This is a genomic window from Amycolatopsis rhizosphaerae (assembly GCF_007713715.1).
Lineage (GTDB): Bacteria > Actinomycetota > Actinomycetes > Mycobacteriales > Pseudonocardiaceae > Amycolatopsis_E > Amycolatopsis_E rhizosphaerae.
Genome location: NZ_VJWX01000008.1, coordinates 1 through 14,494, shown reverse-complemented (window position 1 = coordinate 14,494; position 14,494 = coordinate 1). Strand labels below are relative to the sequence as shown.

Here is a 14,494-nt window from a genome sequence, read left to right as displayed (position 1 = left end):
AACTGAGCGGCTGGCGCCCACGACGGTCGCCTCGAGCGAATCCTCGGACGGACCTTAACGCCGAGGTAGGAGGGGCATGTAAGCAGCTCATCGTCGGCGGCTCCGGTGCCGATTCGCACCAAGCCGTCAGAACCGGCCATTCCAACGGGAACAACCCACGGGTTAACTGTCATGAGCTCCCCAGTCACTACAACAACACCCTGTTGGACTCTAGTGACCACACACAAGAGTGCGGTAGTTTGTTACTCGTGGTAACACCCATTTGCCGCGTGCCTGGACCGCCGGGGCAGGTACCCGCCCGTCTGGACAACTCTTCCCTGGTGCTGAACTAGGCGATGCGGCTCATGCGAGAGCGCGAAAGGTGGTTGACCAGCCGTTGGTTCAAACCAGCAATGCGTTGTTGTCACCGTGAACAATAACCCGCACGGCGTGCGTCGCTGCTGTCGGTTTTAGGCATGTCCGTCGCCGTTTGTCGTACTGCCTGAGAACGTCGACGGATATCCCGCTGTCGACTCTCCTAATCGATGCTCATCGGTCTGCCAGGCACTTGTGGCGAAGCGGGTGTGGGCGCGCCCGAAGCGGGTGCTGTAGGGATACTGGCCGATCTGCAGCGTCGTTGGCAGGAGGCTGTCGACGACGCAGGTCCGCGGCCCGTCCCCGGAAAACTGGGGCAGACGCTCGGCTTCACAGCTTTGGTCCTACTGCCGGTCACTGTCATCGATGCCCCAGAAGCGGCGCCAGCATGGTCGGAGGGGACCCTGTCGAGCCTGTCCACCTACCGTGCCCGGCCCGACCGAACGGAGGCCGAGCGGGGGTTGACGAGTTCGGCGCGCGGTGGGGACTCAAGCTGAGGGCAGGTGCAGCTCGTACACGGCGCGGTGTTTGCCGGGGCCTTTGTAGTCGGAGACGACGTCGATGCCGTTCACGGCTGGTCGCCGGGGACGTTGGTGATCCCTCGGCTAGTCCACGTGTGATGTGCGGCGGTGTTCTCGGGTTCGGAGGTGAGGTAGAGGCGATGGCAGCCGAGGCGCTGCCCGCCTCGCGGACGGAGTTCAGCAGGGCGGTGGAGATGCCGCGCCGCGGCGTCGGTGGTCAGCATGGGTGATGACGTCTTGAACGTAGCGGTCGTCGGGGTGGTCTTGGCTGCGGAACGCGATGATGGGCCGGCGAGCTGGCCCTCGTCCACGGCAACGGGGCAGGTGGTGGAGAAGAGGTGGGCGTAGAGCCAGTAGTCGGAGGCGGCGCGGGTACGGACGTAGGGTGCGCCGAGTTCCATCAGGTCCAGGATGGCGGGGATGTCGTCTTGGTGCAGGGGGCGGACGTTCACGGGAACCTATCGGTACGGTGAGCGAGTTCGACGATGCGGGCGGCTGTGGTGGCAGGGTCGACCACGTCGGCGACGCTGCGGCCGACGATGAGGATGTCCCAGTCGGGGCCGACGGACACGTTGTGATCAGTGGTGCTGAATTCGCCGCTGACGGCGACGGGCTTCGTCCTCCCCGCTGCCATTGGTCAACTCCACCACGCCACCCAGTTCGATCACCGTCGGCGTCTCGTACTGCAGCGCACCTTCGTCGGTGCCCAGCCGGTTCCGGTCTCGATGCCGTCCGATACGGCTTCCCTTTCCCGTGCGCTCACCCATCCGAGATCATGCCGGGCCTTGATCACCGGCGTAAGTGAGCGCTCTCGGCCGTTGCGGTGGCGGCCTGCCCACCGCTAGCGCTGCTATTGGTGGCCGGCCAAGTTACTCGACCGCGCTCTCAAGCGGCATCATGCCGAGACCGCGAGCGAGACCAGCAACGAGACCGTCGAGACGGCCCGGGTAGCGCGTCCGACAATGGTATTGCAGTAGTGGCGAAACCAAGGCGCCGGCGGGAGGCTGATTCCACTGTCGTCCGCCCAAGAACACGGGCGTTGCCGGACGCCAGGCCTAGCAGCACGCTGATAGGCCGTTGCCGCAACGGCGTCGGGTTGCCTCCCCCGGTCCTGATCAGGCGGCGACCTGGACGCCGAAGTCGAACTCAGCGTCGGCAGCTCCCGCGAGGAAGGCGGACCACTCGCCTTCGTCGAAGCGAAGTTCAACCTCCGCGGTGAGGGACCCGACCACGGTGTCTGTGCCGATCTTGGCGATGCTGGCGACCCCGTTTGCGCTGGTGGGGTCGCCATTGGATGCGTCGCGGACGAACGCTGCCCACGCAGGGTAGGAGAAGGTGATCGTGCCGGCGTCGGGGTGTTTGCTGTGCCGGATGATCACGCCATCGGCTGTGGGGGCGACTTCCACGCAGTTGCCGGTACCGGTGCTGTAGCTGCTCTTGCGCCAGATGGGGTCGGCGGGTGCCGTCGGGGAGTCGGTGTTCATCGTAGGTCCTTGATCACGTCGTGGATGAGGTCCAGTGATTCTCGTGGGGCCAGTGCCTGGCTTTGCACGGAGCCGAACGCGTGTAGGTAGCTGCGGATGACCCCGCCGCGTTCGTGCACTGTCCAGGATGTCACTCCATCAACGTAGACGGCTTCGGGATCGGTCTCGTCGGGCCATTGGATGATCACGAACGAGTCACCGAGCGCGGCGTGCGCGTCGGCAGTGAACGGTACGACCTGCACGGTGACATCGCGTTCGCGGACCATGCGGGTGATGTGTTGTAGCTGCTCGCGCAGGATGCCGGGGCCGCCTACCTGTTGACGGATGGCGGCTTCGCCGACGACGGCAGTGAGGCGCAGTCCCTCGAGGATGCGTTTCTGGCGGCGCATCCGCAGTTCGAGGTAACGGTCGACGTCGGCCACGCGAATGTGAGGCGAGACCGCGGTGATGCCCCGCTCGGCGTAGTCACGGGTCTGGAGCAGGCCCGGGATGACCTCGCCTTCGTAAGTACGTATCCAGGAGGCATCGGTCTCCAGTTCGATGAGCATCTGGACGGCTTCGGACAGGATGTCGCCATAGTCCTGCCACCAGCCCGGTTCGTCGGCCTTTCGGCGTAACGCCTCCAACTGGGCAGCCACCTCAGCGGGAATGTTCAGCGCCTGCGCGGTACGGACGAGAACGTTGGGGGACACCTTGGCCTTACCTGACTCGATCTTCGACCAGGTTCCCTGGTGGATGCCGATCTTGGCGGCCAATTCGGTGCCGGACAGGCCGCTCTGCTGCCTGTAGGTGCCCAGACGGCTACCGAGACGACGACTGCGCACCGTCGGTCGCATCGTGTGTCCTCCCCTTCCTCGATCCCCATGCACAGCGGTCGCGGCTGGCGACTCGCATGATCACCCGTTTGGAGCACTTCCATGCTAGGCATAATGCCAGGCATTATGCCTAGCATGGTTGCTGTGCTGAAGGACACACGGTAGCCCTCCTGGCGATCACCGATCGCCAGTCCCCCTAGCTCCGGTGGAGCCAGGCCAGACCCCGACCCGGCTTGGCTCCGCCGGACCCACCAACCGATTCGCATCACGGGTCGGTGCGGCACGTGGAGAGCAATCATGAGGCGAACGCGACGCAAACCCGACCAATGGCTGGCGACCTGCCGAGATGTCGCCAGTCGGCGCCGGGAGATCCTCATCCTGCCCACCGACGACGACCGAGTGGCGCTGATCATTCCGCCAGGCGAGGTCGCCGTCCTGGAGCCGCTGCAGGCCGGTCGCCTGCGCGCCGCCCTGCGAGATGCCCTGCTCGCCCTGGAAGAGCCCGCCACACGAGAGCAGCACCAATACACCGTGCCGACCCTGCGGAACAGCGCATGAGCCTCGCCGCGCAGGTCGTTGCAGTGGTCATCGCAGCCATGGTGTTCCTTAGCCGGTTGGTGGCCGCGCTGTACCGCGCGCGTGTCGATGGCCGGATCGCCGAGCACTGTGCCCGACAGGAGGGGCAGGCGTGAATCCGCTGTCGCCGCGAGCCGCGCGTGAGCTGGGTCGACGCCTGCACGCCGAGGGGTTCCGCCCCTTACCCGATGTGGCCGACGGCGGGGCCCTGGTCGGCACCCGCCTGTGGCGGGTGCGCTCCGGGTATGTGGAATACCTCGCGCTCCGCGCAAGCGGCTTCGCCCAGGCTGCCCGCGTCGAAGCCAGCTTCGACTATCAGCGACCCGCTCAACACGGCCCCGTCGTCGAGCATCGCCGAGGCCATGCCATCAACGCCCTGAACTGGCTGATCACCGCCACATCGTCGGATTTTGCGCCGTACGCCTCCGCTGATGACCTGGGCAATCGGGCATGGCCAACCGGTTAACCCCACTGTAGTTCCGAATGTAGAGCTCTACCCGGCGTCCCCAGCGACTCTGTCTCACCATCATGTCCAAAAAGGAGAATGATCGATGCACGTCGACGAACCTCAAGCCAGTCCAACGGACAATCCAGCCCCGGGCAATCGATTTATCCCCAGCGACCTGGATTACCTGTATAACCAGTTCGCCGATCTCCTGGCCAGGCAGGTCACCTCCGGTGACCTGGCCATCCACAGCAGGCTCCCGGGGGAAATGGATCTGGCCCGCCAGTACGGAGTATCAGTAGGTACCGCCCGCAAAGCCACTAGACTGCTTCGGCAGCGCGGGATCGTGGCGACACTTCGAAGCAAAGGCACCTTCGTCGTGGCGCGACCGGGCGACTCGACACCCACGCTACCTCCGGGCTCCTAGATCAACGATTCCACTCGCTGAAACAGGGACCGGTCGAAGCAGTCGGACAGCCTGTTTGGAGCATAGCTACACGGGTGACTGCTACCGATCGCAACCGTTGGCGGCACGTGACTGCTCCGTTCGTGTAACCCGGCTGAAGTAACCGAAAAAACAATGCGGCGGCCAATAGGGTCGTAGTAGTGACGCGATCAACACAAGAGGTGACATGCGATCCGGGTGTAACCGGGGAAAATGCTCGTGGATCGGTGGGAGAGATCGACGAAATCCGGAGACGGCCAATGACAGCGGGGGCAGCGCAAGGCTCGGCCGCCATCCGGCAGGTCGCCACGTCGTCCCGTTCCGGCGATTTGCCCACGGCCATTCGCGCGGTGCTGACCAGGATCGCCGTAGGTGATCACTTGACCTCGGCAGCGCTCTCCGATGCTTTCCTGGCTACCGTGGCGCTGGCCGCGCCAACGCGGGATGTGGTGCTGGGGTCGCTGATGACGGCCGCGATGACGCGTGGTCCTGTGGCCGACGAGGTGGAGGGTTTGTTGCGAGGTGCGCTTTCCGTGGATGCTCTGGCGCCCACGGAGGTGATCAGTGGCGGTGACCGACCAGTGCTGATGTTGGCGGGCAGCGGCAAGAAGGGCGTGCGAACGCTGAACGTGTCCACGCCCGCCGCGCTCGTGGCTGCCGCCGCCGGAGCACGTGTGATCAAGGTCGGTTCAGCGGCTACATCGTCGGCCTTGGGCTCTCGTGATCTGGTGCGAGCCCTCGGGCTGCGAGAGCACCGAACGGCCGGTGATGTGCGCGCCGCTCTGGCCGAGTCCGGGTTCGCCTTCGTAGCGATCGAGCCGGAGATTCCGCTCCTGGACGAACTGTACGGCGGGCGGTTCCACGCACCGAACCCGTTCTCCTTCGGACTGGCTCCGCTGGCGAGCCCAGTACGAGGCGATGTCACAGTGTTCGGCCTGTCCCATCCGCGTGTTGAAGTAGCGGCACACGTGCTGAGCCGCTTCGGCATGCGTCACATCGACGTGTTGAGCACACGCCTGCCCAGCGGCTACTACCTGGACGAGATCGGCCTTGCCGGCGAGTTGCGATGGTGTCGAGTGCGGAACGGTGTGGTTGGCCCCGTCGAGGCTGAACCAGCTGACAGCCTGACCACGGGTCTTCCTCGCGACGTGCCGACGCCGCGCGGGGCCGATGAAGCGATCGAGCGCACTGGCGAACTGCTGGCCGGCGGCGGTCTGGACCAACCATCGTGCGCTCGTCGCGATCAACGCCGCCCACCTGCTCGTGCTCAGCGGCATCACCACGTCGTTGGCTCAGGGCGTGGTGACGGCCGAGGACGTGTTGCGCAGTGGCGCCGCACTGGCGAGCCGCCCGGCCGCGCGCACGGCCGAGAGGGGTGCCTGAGCGCGTGGACTTCGACCCGGAACTGCACTTTCTCACCCGCGGCTACACCCAGCGTGTCCCGCCTGAGTACTTCGCGGACACCGACGCCTCGGGGATCATCTGGCAACCGGACGTATATCCGGAGGTGTTGTCGCTGGCCCGCAAACACCACCGCACGGCGATCATCGACCTGGGGTGCGGACGGGCGGGCAAGCTGGCGGCCTTGCGCGAGCAGAGCCCGGATCTCGACATCATCGGTGTCGACTTCGGCTCCAACATCGACTGGTGCCGTGAGCGCCTTCCGTTCGGGCTTTGGCTGGACGCGGATCTGGAGGCGGCGACGGCACTGCCGCTGGCGCCCGAGGTCATTGCCCGGTCGGTGGTGGTGTGTTCGGACGTGCTGGAACATCTGACCGACCCACGCCCGGCGATGCGCCTGATCTGCTGGTTGCTCGATCGCGGCGCGGCCTGTGCGGTGCTGTCCACGCCGGCCCGGGACAAGCGTGCGGGAGCCGCGCACGTGGGACCGCCGTTCAACCCGGCCCACGTCCGGGAGTGGACGCAAGCCGAGTTCCGTGCCTTCGTGGCGAGCTTCCCGGTGGCGATAGAGCGGTTCGAGCTGACCCGCAGCGACGATGGCGGGGGCGGGCTGACAACGCAGCTTGTTGTGGTGACACGGCGCGGAGAGCACCGGTGACGGCGATCCGCGTACTTCACGTCCCAGCCCGAACCCCGTACGCGCGCAAACTGCGCGACGGAAACATCCAGATCCTCAACGAAACTACAGTGAATGGACTCGCGGTACCACGCGACGCCACACTGACCTGGCTGTTGGAGCACCGGCCGTGGGATTGGCTGGACGTAGTGCACCTGCACCATCCGGATTTCGAGTCGATTCCGCGGCTGCGCACCGTGCTCGAAGAGTGCCGCCGCGCGGGAAAGCGGGTGGTGTACACCGCGCACGACCTCAGCCCGGTCTTCGGGGACCGGGCGACACACCATCACAGGTTGCGCGTGCTCGCGGAGCACGGGGTGCCGTTTGTCTGTCTCACACCCGCTGCTGAGGCCGCTGCGCGCCGGCGGTTCGCAGCTAGCACAACTGTGGCTCCGCACGGGTATGTGGCCGTGCCGGGAACGCCGCTGCGCTCGAGACGGCGCGAGGATGGCCCTACCCAGTTTCTGATCTATGGTTCACTTCGCCGCAACCGGGATATCGAGCTGGTCCTGGCCTGCTGGCGCTTCGCTCGACACCTTGCAGCGACCACGCTGCATCTGCTGCTTCGCGCGCCGTCTCGCGCCAGCCTGGCCGACGATGGTGAGGTCTGGCGGGCCATTCGCGAGCACGCCGCCGACCCTCGGCTGCGAGTGGACGTTCTGCCTTTCCCAACAGACGATGAGGTGAACACGGCCGTGGCTGCTGCCGACTGCCTGCTGCTGCCCTACCGGTGGGCTAGCCACTCCGGGCAACTCGAACACGCCCTCGACCTCGGTGTGCTGCCGGTGGCTGCGCGAACCGGTTACCTGCCTGATCAGATTGCGCTACACCGCGGTCGCGCGCCGGAACCGATGTGGTTCGACTGGCCGGACAACGCCCCGTTCGATCACGGTGCCCGTCTGCTCGATGCGATGCGGACCGCGCACACGGCGATCCAGGACGGCTGGCACGCCCACGACGCCGAGAAGTTCGTCGATTACCGCCGTCGCGAGCACGCCGACGTCATCGCCGTATATCGCGAGTTGTACGAGGGCAACCGATGACACAGCCGTCGAACCGGCCGCCCTCGGTGTCGATTGTGGTGTTGAACCACAACTATGGGCGTTACGTCGGCGAGGCCCTGGCCAGCGCGACTGGTCAGGTGCCGGGTGACTACCGACTGGCCGAAGTCGTGGTCATCGATGACGGCTCCACCGATCAGAGCCACCAGGTGTATCGGCAGTTTCACGACGTCCGCGTGGTCCGTAGAGGTCACGAGGGATTCCCCGCCACGCTCACCCGCGCCGTCCGCGAAGCCTCCGGCGACTGGCTCGCCCCGCTCGACGCCGATGACGCTTTCACGCCGGACAAGCTGCGAACGCTGGCCCCTTATCTGACCGACCCGGCTCGGCTGCTAATTCAACACGGAGAGTACGTGGTCGATGCCAAGGGCAAGTCGTTCGGTGAAGGTACCCATCCGGGTGGGTCCACCAGCACACTAGTGGTACGCACCACTGCGGCGCGCGACCTGCTGCCGATGACCAACGAATTGTTCTTCCACGTGCTGGCCGACCTCAGCCACGGCATCCGCCTGCCCGAGCCGTTGACCCGCTACCGGGTCCACGAGGCGAGCATGACCGACCGGCGCACACCCGGTGCCTTCTTCGACTACATGGCCGGCATCTGTACGGACCTGGCTGCTCGCCTCGATCAACTGTCCACACGTCCGCCGACGTGGGCAGACACCGGGCAGCTTGTCGACCTCGGCGCGCTATACCGCAGCCGGGCAACCGAGTTCCGCGACGACGCCCAGCGCCAACGCGACCAGGCCGGGTGCGCCACCATCCAGGAGGGATCTTCCCGGTGACCGAAGCCGTTCTGTTCTCCGAGTCCTACTACCAGCAGGTACTCGCCGAGTTCGGCTACACCTCGTTCGACCTGCGCCGATTCGACTTCGGCGTGGCCGGGCTCGATGCCGACACTCTCAACGCTCGCTATCTGTGCCATCACCATGCCGACCAGTACCTGAACGCCGCTCCGCAGCGGCGCGTCGTGACCACTGGGTTCGGCATGTCCGGGGTGCCGCACCTGGCCACGGTGTCCCACATCCTCAAGATGATCGAACTTCAGCGCGGGGGCGAGCGCTGCCAGATCGTGCTTGGTGACCTTGACGCCTACAACGGCAAGGCCCGGCCTTACGCCGAGGTGCACGAACTGGCCGAGCGGTTCCGGGAGTACACGTTGCGGCTCGGCTTCGACGACCACGTCGGAACTGTGCGCTCCCAGGAGGCCTACCTGCCCGCGCTGGAGGCGATGTACCTGCTCGGCCGATACGTCGAGCAGGCTGACTTCGACGCCGCCGAGGAAGACAACCACGGTTATTACGCCGAGCACGGGCTCGTTGACTCGACCATGACCTTCCGTCGTGCCCTCTCGCTGTCGCTGATGGCTGCCGACTTCCTCGCTCTGGGCCAGGACCACGACGCCGTGCTGGTGATGCTTGGTGTGGATGAGCACCGCTACGTCCGCTTCGCTCAGCAGGCACGGGCGCGCTTGGATGAGCACGTGCCGTTGCGGTCGGAGTTCGCGCTGACAGCCACCTACACCCGGATGGTCCGGGGTTTCGGCGGCCACCCCAAGTTCAGCAAGAGCATCCCCGGCTCCGCCCTCGACGTGACCACCCCGCTGGACGCGGTCCATCGTCTACTCGCCGCCGAGCCGCCCATTCCCGAGGAGTCGGCGACCTATCAGCTCATGTGCCAGATGCCTCGTTACGACGCCGACCGCCTGCGACAACTGCACGCGCAGTGCTGGGAAGCCGGTCCGGCCTGGCAGCGTGCGGTGCGCGAGTTCGCCGACCAGGTGATCGACCTGATCAGGCTGTGGCCATGTTGACCAGGAGGAATCGGCTCACCGCGCCCCGCTACCATCGTTACGTCCATGCCTTGTCAAGTCACGTCATGTCGCGCGCGCCACCCGAATCCGGAGAGCTTTGATGACCCGACTGAGCCAGTCCGTCGACCGCGCCACCGCCCTGCTCAGGGGCGCGGACCTCGCGGCCGACACCACTGTGCGGGAGCTGCTGACCGAAACCACGCAGCGTCGCAGCCTGGACCTGTCGGACCTACCTCCGGCCGAACAGGCCGCCCTGATCGCCGCCCGCTCGCAGGAGCTACAGCCCTCCGCTGACGCGCTGGCCGAGCGGATCACCGCGGCCGAGGTGAAGGGCCGGCGCTTTATCGCCAAATTCGGCATCGATCCGACCGGCGCCGAGGTCCACCTAGGGCACACGGTGCCCATGCTCATCCTCAGCCGCTTCCAACGTATGGGCCACCAGGTCGTGTTCATCGTTGGCGACATGACCGCCAAGATCGGTGACCCGTCCGGCCGCTCCGACGAACGCCCGGCGCTGACCGACGATGACATCGCCCGCAACCTCGCCACCTACCGCCAGCAGGTCACCCCGTTCTTCGACTTCGAGCGTGCCCAGTTCCGGCACAACGGCGACTGGCTGCGGCAGATCACCCTGCCGAAGATCATCGAGATCACCGCGCAGATCCCGGTGTCGATGCCGCTGCAACGCGAGGACTTCCGCAAGCGCCTTGAGGCCGGGCAGGGCCTGTCGCTAGCCGAGCTGATGTACTCGGTCGTGATGGCGCTCGACTCGGTAGAGACCAACTGCGACCTCGAAGTCGGCGGAATCGACCAGTTCCTCAACATGCAGATGTGCCGCAAGGTCATGGACATCTGCGGCCAGACCTCCGAACTCGTGGTCGCCACCTCACTGATCGAGGGCACGGACGGCACCGGGGCCAAGATGAGCAAGTCCAAGGGCAACTACGTGCCGCTGACCGCCCCACCCGGCGAGATCTTCGGCAAGATCATGTCGGTACCCGACCGGCTGCTCGAGCCCTACTTCCGAGCCTTGTCAGAGTGGCTGGACTCCGAACTGGCCATCACCAGCGAGCGGGTCAAGGACGGCTCGCTGCACCCGATGGACCTGAAGAAGATCCTGGCAGGCGAGGTCACCGCTGCCATCCACGGCGTCGACGCGGCCATGAAGGCTCGTGAGGAGTTTGTGGCCCGCTTCTCCAAGCGCGCCTTCAGCGAGGTCGAAGACCTGCCCACGATCACCGACCTGAGTCAGCCGGTGGCCGAAGTGGTCAAGGCTCTGGGCTTCGCCAAGAGCAATGGCGATGTCCGGCGCGTCGCCCAGCAGAACGGCCTTCGCCTGGTGATTGAGTCTGAAGGCGACCAAGAGCAGGTGACGTTGAGCGCCGACGACGCTCGCAAACCGCTGGAAGCCGTGGTCAAGGACAAGCTCGACACAAAGAGTGGCGAGCTCTACCTCAAGGTGGGCCGCAAGCTCGCCCGCATCACGACCACCTGATCGCTGACCGTGGAGGCCGTGGTCCTCGACCTGTTCGGCACCCTTGTCAGCGCTCCTACACCAGACGAACGCACCCGAGCTGCATCACGGCTAGCGGCCCTGATGGGCCGCAGTGCCACGACGGTTGAACGCTACTTCCGCGGCACCTGGCGCGTTCGTCATGACGGCGCCTTGCCGACGCTCGCCGACCTCGCCATGCACCTGGTTCGCGCCGTCGACGGGCCGGGCACGGCGGTCGGGCCGGTCGCCGACGAACTGTGTGCCCTCGGGCGGGCACGCCTTGTACCCGCCCCGTCGGTGGTCTACGCCTTGAAGTCCCTGCGCAGCAAGAGACTAAGGCTCGGCATCCTCAGCGACGCCAGTGCCGAAATCGTCGCTGCCTGGCCGAACAGTCCTTTAGCCGCGCTGGTGGATGCGGCGGTGTTCAGTTGCACGGCTGGGGCGGTCAAACCCGAGCAGCGGCTCTACCGTGAGATCTGCGACGAACTGCGCGTGCTCCCACACCGGACGTTGTACGTCGGTGACGGAGGGGGTGACGAGCTGCGCGGCGCGAGGACGGCGGGCATGGGCGCCGTCATCGCCGTCCACCGACGAGGTCCCTCCGACGCCCTGGCCTTCAACCACACCGAATGGCCCGGCCCGATCCTGGACGCCGTGGAAAATGTGCCTGCCTACCTCGCGGAGCGAGCATGAAAGCGTGGGAAGTCAGAAACAACGTCTTGGGCCTGCATGAGGTAGCACCGGCCCCGCCGGGTGCGGACGAGACCTTGGTCCGCGTCAGCCACATCGGCATCTGCGGCAGCGATCGCCCCAAACTGCTACATCCCGCCAGCTTCGCCCTACCCAAGCTGTGGCGGCCTGGGCACGAGATCGTCGGCACCGATCCGACCGGCAGAACCGTCGCCGTCGACCCGCTCGTGTCATGCAACGTTTGTCCGAACTGCGCAACAGGGAACACCCATCTCTGTGGCGCGCTACGTCGAATCGGCTGGGACCTACCCGGTGGATGCGCCGAGCAGATGGTCGTTCGCGAGGGAAACGTGCACCCCGTGCCGGACGGCGTTGATCCACTCCACGCCACCCTTACCGACCCTGCCGCAGTCGCCATCCACGGCCTTCGCTGCCACCCGGTTGGTGAGCCGGGACGGCTGGCCGTCATCGGCGCAGGCACAGTCGGCTTGCTCACGGCCCTCTACGCCCACGAACAGGGCTGGGATGTCACCGTCGTATACCGTGACGGCCGCGCGCCCCATGAAACCGTGACCACAGCGGTGCCAGCAGCGTTCCGATCGCCAGCCACACTGCACCCGGAAAGGACCTTCGCCCTGGTGGTGGACGCGGCTACCGGGACCGACCCAGCACCACTCGACCTCGCGCTGCGACTCGTAAGTGATGGCGGCACCGTCATCGTCCAAAACGCTTACCACCCCGGCGTCAGGCTTCCGGTCCCGCTGCGTGATCTCTTTCGCCGATCAATCCGCCTGATCGGTTCATTCTCCTACTGTCGCAGACAACACGACGACTTCGCACTTGCCCTGGGCCTGCTGCGCAGTCATACCGATCAGGTCGCATACCTTGTCTCCGATGCTGGCGAGTTCTCGAATCTACCTGCAGTGCTCGATGGCGGTGGGATGCACTCGGTCCGACAGGTCCTTACCATCCGGGCCTGATGCACCGTCGGCTATCACACCGATCCGGCTGGCGTAGTAGGCCATCGCCGTCGTAAGAACGATGTCCAGGGCGGGCGGGGCCGACCCGAAGGTCGACCTCAGCGGGCAGGATAGCGACGGTGACTCGCCCGACCGTCATCTTCCAGCCGAGTTGACCGTGCCCGCCCTGGAACCACAACGCGTGGCCTCGGCGTCATGGCGCTGGGGTCGCGGTGTGGGGCTCCGCCAGGACCTTCCGCATAGGCGAAGTCGGGAATGGGGTCGAGCAGCGTCAGAAACGAGAACGGGCTGTCAAGGCCAGGACTTGCGCCAGCCGACTTGGGAAGAACTTGGCAGGGTGACGTGGTCGGCGACTGCTTCGTCAATCAGACGCCGGAGTTGGTCCACATGATGGCCGGGTGCCGATCGGTCACTCCGGGATAACCTCTCCAAAATCAAGCGAGTCAGCCCTCGCGCCTCGGCCTACCTCTTCAGCCACGTGCTCACCCCGGCCAGCATCCGGTCGAAGACGCTGCACTCCAATCGGCTGGTCGACCTGTTCAACAACCTCGACCCAATACTCACCGCCTTCAACATACCCCTGGGCTTTCGAGGGCCTCATCTAGTTCGCCGACCGCTTTGATTCGACCCGATCGCTATCGAAGTCACACCTTGCAAAACGTCCACACTGAGCCTATTCTCGACTTCGTCGAATGAGCCGACTAGAGCCCATGGATCATCGGAGGCTACCGAGGTGGAGCTTTCGCATCCCTCAAGAGACGCCATATCCCGCCAGCAAGAGCCCAAACATCTTCGATACAACTACGACAGAGTTAGCGACAATTAGGAATAACTATGCATGTCAAGATAGACGCTGGGCGAGTTCTAAGGGAACGCAGAGATAAACTAGGAGCGACAGGAGAAGAAGTTGCCGGCAGGCTGGGGACAACTGCTGCAACTATCAGCAACATAGAAAACTCAAGAAGTCCTTCGAATAGTTGCTACTATTATCCATACCAAGAACTACTGATCAAACTTGAGCGGCAACGACTGAGAGAATTAGTTAATCAACACCCAGAGGAACTAGTAAAGATAGTTTGCGAAAGACTGTCCACCGAACTAAGTGAAAGTGAGAACTAAGATCTCTCTAACGCATCCCGCTGCGACCGCATCTATTGCGGTCACACCGACGCCCTATCGTCCACACGCTTCAACGGACCTGGGGTCTGCGCGTGCGAACCTGTGACGTTTCGGTGTCGTCGCCAGACTCAGTCCCGCGCGGATGTCTGGGTGCTTGGAGGGGTGCAAGTTCGAACTGACAGCGAGTGTCCACCAATCGGGGGTGGCATCGAACAGGCGACAGAGGCTCTCGGCTGCGTCCGCACTGACGGGCAGGAGCCCGAAATCGTCGACGATGACACGATCGGCGCGGATCAGCCAGGGCCCGGGCTCGGGCGTTCGAGTCGTCGGCGCGGTGGGGACCGACCAGAACACCGAGGTCCTCGGCGGTGAATCAGGCCACCGCCATCCAGCCCTCGACTGCGGCATGCCCGAGCGCCTCACAGTGTGAGGCCTCGTCCGAGGATGCCGTGGGGGTCGTAGCGACGACGCGTGCCGGTGAGTGAGGTCCCGTGGTGGGTCTGCCAGTCATGCTGAGTGAAGGCGATGGCGCCCGTGGGGTATGCGGTGCCGCCGAGGGCCTGGACCTTGTCGTACCAACTGCGGTTGGCAGCGATCAGGCGCTCAAGGGCGTGAGGGT

The 14,494-nt window shown here is 65.2% G+C and carries 18 protein-coding genes and 2 pseudogenes; 14 read left to right on the top strand and 6 right to left on the bottom strand.

Annotated features, from left to right (window positions below):
• Positions 1-922 precede the first annotated feature (922 nt).
• The 5 genes from FNH05_RS01900 to FNH05_RS01885 all read right to left on the bottom strand — a co-directional run bounded on the left by FNH05_RS01900 (position 923) and on the right by FNH05_RS01885 (position 3,195).
• On the bottom strand, positions 923-1,327 hold the full coding sequence (locus FNH05_RS01900; RefSeq protein ID WP_222426483.1) for a GNAT family N-acetyltransferase: 405 nt from the start codon (positions 1,325-1,327) through the stop codon (positions 923-925).
• Positions 1,324-1,446, bottom strand: a complete 123-nt coding sequence (locus tag FNH05_RS39700) for a hypothetical protein (RefSeq protein ID WP_281287589.1) — start codon at positions 1,444-1,446, stop codon at positions 1,324-1,326. The genes FNH05_RS01900 and FNH05_RS39700 overlap by 4 nt, the downstream gene beginning before the upstream one ends.
• Positions 1,447-1,453: 7 nt before the next feature.
• Positions 1,454-1,642, bottom strand: a complete 189-nt coding sequence (locus tag FNH05_RS01895; RefSeq protein WP_144585320.1) for a lasso RiPP family leader peptide-containing protein — start codon at positions 1,640-1,642, stop codon at positions 1,454-1,456.
• Positions 1,643-1,990: 348 nt separating this feature from the next.
• Positions 1,991-2,359, bottom strand: a complete 369-nt coding sequence (locus FNH05_RS39865; protein ID WP_144585317.1) for a DUF397 domain-containing protein — start codon at positions 2,357-2,359, stop codon at positions 1,991-1,993.
• Entirely contained in the window at positions 2,356-3,195 is an 840-nt protein-coding gene (locus FNH05_RS01885; protein WP_144585315.1) for a helix-turn-helix domain-containing protein, read from the bottom strand. The genes FNH05_RS39865 and FNH05_RS01885 overlap by 4 nt, the downstream gene beginning before the upstream one ends.
• 276 nt (positions 3,196-3,471) lie before the next feature.
• On the opposite strand from FNH05_RS01885, the gene FNH05_RS01880 reads away from it, so the two are divergent.
• The 14 genes and pseudogenes from FNH05_RS01880 (at position 3,472) to FNH05_RS39950 (ending at position 13,875) form a co-directional block, all read left to right on the top strand.
• The gene (locus FNH05_RS01880) at positions 3,472-3,732 is read left to right on the top strand and encodes a hypothetical protein (protein WP_144585312.1); all 261 of its coding nucleotides are present in this window, start codon (positions 3,472-3,474) and stop codon (positions 3,730-3,732) included.
• Positions 3,729-3,866: a hypothetical protein gene (locus FNH05_RS37745; protein WP_186382325.1), complete on the top strand. Its 138-nt coding sequence runs from the start codon at positions 3,729-3,731 to the stop codon at positions 3,864-3,866. The genes FNH05_RS01880 and FNH05_RS37745 overlap by 4 nt, the downstream gene beginning before the upstream one ends.
• Positions 3,863-4,216, top strand: coding sequence for a hypothetical protein (locus FNH05_RS01875; RefSeq protein ID WP_144585309.1), 354 nt, complete (start codon positions 3,863-3,865; stop codon positions 4,214-4,216). Before FNH05_RS37745 ends, FNH05_RS01875 begins: the two co-directional genes overlap by 4 nt.
• An 85-nt stretch (positions 4,217-4,301) precedes the next feature.
• Positions 4,302-4,622 carry a winged helix-turn-helix domain-containing protein gene (locus tag FNH05_RS01870; protein WP_144585307.1) on the top strand — a complete coding sequence of 107 codons (321 nt, stop codon included), beginning with the start codon at positions 4,302-4,304 and terminating at the stop codon, positions 4,620-4,622.
• A gap of 278 nt (positions 4,623-4,900) precedes the next feature.
• A pseudogene (locus FNH05_RS39955) lies at positions 4,901-5,749 on the top strand (hypothetical protein); the annotation flags it as partial.
• A 61-nt stretch (positions 5,750-5,810) separates the two neighbouring features.
• Positions 5,811-6,023, top strand: coding sequence for a hypothetical protein (locus tag FNH05_RS39695; RefSeq protein WP_144585305.1), 213 nt, complete (start codon positions 5,811-5,813; stop codon positions 6,021-6,023).
• Positions 6,016-6,699: a class I SAM-dependent methyltransferase gene (locus FNH05_RS01855; RefSeq protein ID WP_144585302.1), complete on the top strand. Its 684-nt coding sequence runs from the start codon at positions 6,016-6,018 to the stop codon at positions 6,697-6,699. Before FNH05_RS39695 ends, FNH05_RS01855 begins: the two co-directional genes overlap by 8 nt.
• A complete protein-coding gene (locus tag FNH05_RS01850; protein WP_144585299.1) occupies positions 6,696-7,760 on the top strand; it encodes a glycosyltransferase family protein in 1,065 nt (354 codons plus the stop codon). The genes FNH05_RS01855 and FNH05_RS01850 overlap by 4 nt, the downstream gene beginning before the upstream one ends.
• Positions 7,757-8,563 (top strand): glycosyltransferase family 2 protein, encoded by an 807-nt coding sequence (locus FNH05_RS01845; RefSeq protein WP_144585296.1) that lies wholly within the window; start codon positions 7,757-7,759, stop codon positions 8,561-8,563. The genes FNH05_RS01850 and FNH05_RS01845 overlap by 4 nt, the downstream gene beginning before the upstream one ends.
• Positions 8,560-9,591, top strand: a complete 1,032-nt coding sequence (locus FNH05_RS01840; protein WP_144585293.1) for a nucleotidyl transferase family protein — start codon at positions 8,560-8,562, stop codon at positions 9,589-9,591. Before FNH05_RS01845 ends, FNH05_RS01840 begins: the two co-directional genes overlap by 4 nt.
• Before the next feature lie 100 nt (positions 9,592-9,691).
• The gene (gene tyrS / locus FNH05_RS01835; protein ID WP_144585290.1) at positions 9,692-11,086 is read left to right on the top strand and encodes a tyrosine--tRNA ligase; all 1,395 of its coding nucleotides are present in this window, start codon (positions 9,692-9,694) and stop codon (positions 11,084-11,086) included.
• 18 nt (positions 11,087-11,104) lie between these two features.
• Positions 11,105-11,779, top strand: coding sequence for an HAD family hydrolase (locus FNH05_RS01830; RefSeq protein ID WP_144585287.1), 675 nt, complete (start codon positions 11,105-11,107; stop codon positions 11,777-11,779).
• Positions 11,776-12,756 carry a zinc-dependent alcohol dehydrogenase gene (locus FNH05_RS01825; protein WP_186382324.1) on the top strand — a complete coding sequence of 327 codons (981 nt, stop codon included), beginning with the start codon at positions 11,776-11,778 and terminating at the stop codon, positions 12,754-12,756. Before FNH05_RS01830 ends, FNH05_RS01825 begins: the two co-directional genes overlap by 4 nt.
• A gap of 834 nt (positions 12,757-13,590) precedes the next feature.
• A complete protein-coding gene (locus FNH05_RS39950) occupies positions 13,591-13,875 on the top strand; it encodes a helix-turn-helix domain-containing protein (RefSeq protein WP_144585281.1) in 285 nt (94 codons plus the stop codon).
• 419 nt (positions 13,876-14,294) lie between these two features.
• Here FNH05_RS39950 and FNH05_RS38770 read toward each other — a convergent pair.
• Positions 14,295-14,494 (bottom strand): annotated as a pseudogene (locus FNH05_RS38770) (FAD-binding protein); the annotation flags it as partial.

Bases quoted from the DNA above. Each gene is read 5' to 3' on its own strand.
- FNH05_RS01895 (WP_144585320.1), bottom strand. From the start codon at position 1,642: ATGGGTGAGCGCACGGGAAAGGGAAGCCGTATCGGACGGCATCGAGAC.
- FNH05_RS39865 (WP_144585317.1), bottom strand. From the start codon at position 2,359: ATGAACACCGACTCCCCGACGGCACCCGCCGACCCCATCTGGCGCAAG.
- FNH05_RS01885 (WP_144585315.1), bottom strand. From the start codon at position 3,195: ATGCGACCGACGGTGCGCAGTCGTCGTCTCGGTAGCCGTCTGGGCACC.
- FNH05_RS01880 (WP_144585312.1), top strand. From the start codon at position 3,472: ATGAGGCGAACGCGACGCAAACCCGACCAATGGCTGGCGACCTGCCGA.
- FNH05_RS37745 (WP_186382325.1), top strand. From the start codon at position 3,729: ATGAGCCTCGCCGCGCAGGTCGTTGCAGTGGTCATCGCAGCCATGGTG.
- FNH05_RS01870 (WP_144585307.1), top strand. From the start codon at position 4,302: ATGCACGTCGACGAACCTCAAGCCAGTCCAACGGACAATCCAGCCCCG.
- FNH05_RS39695 (WP_144585305.1), top strand. From the start codon at position 5,811: ATGAAGCGATCGAGCGCACTGGCGAACTGCTGGCCGGCGGCGGTCTGG.
- FNH05_RS01845 (WP_144585296.1), top strand. From the start codon at position 7,757: ATGACACAGCCGTCGAACCGGCCGCCCTCGGTGTCGATTGTGGTGTTG.
- tyrS (WP_144585290.1), top strand. From the start codon at position 9,692: ATGACCCGACTGAGCCAGTCCGTCGACCGCGCCACCGCCCTGCTCAGG.
- FNH05_RS01825 (WP_186382324.1), top strand. From the start codon at position 11,776: ATGAAAGCGTGGGAAGTCAGAAACAACGTCTTGGGCCTGCATGAGGTA.
- FNH05_RS39950 (WP_144585281.1), top strand. From the start codon at position 13,591: ATGCATGTCAAGATAGACGCTGGGCGAGTTCTAAGGGAACGCAGAGAT.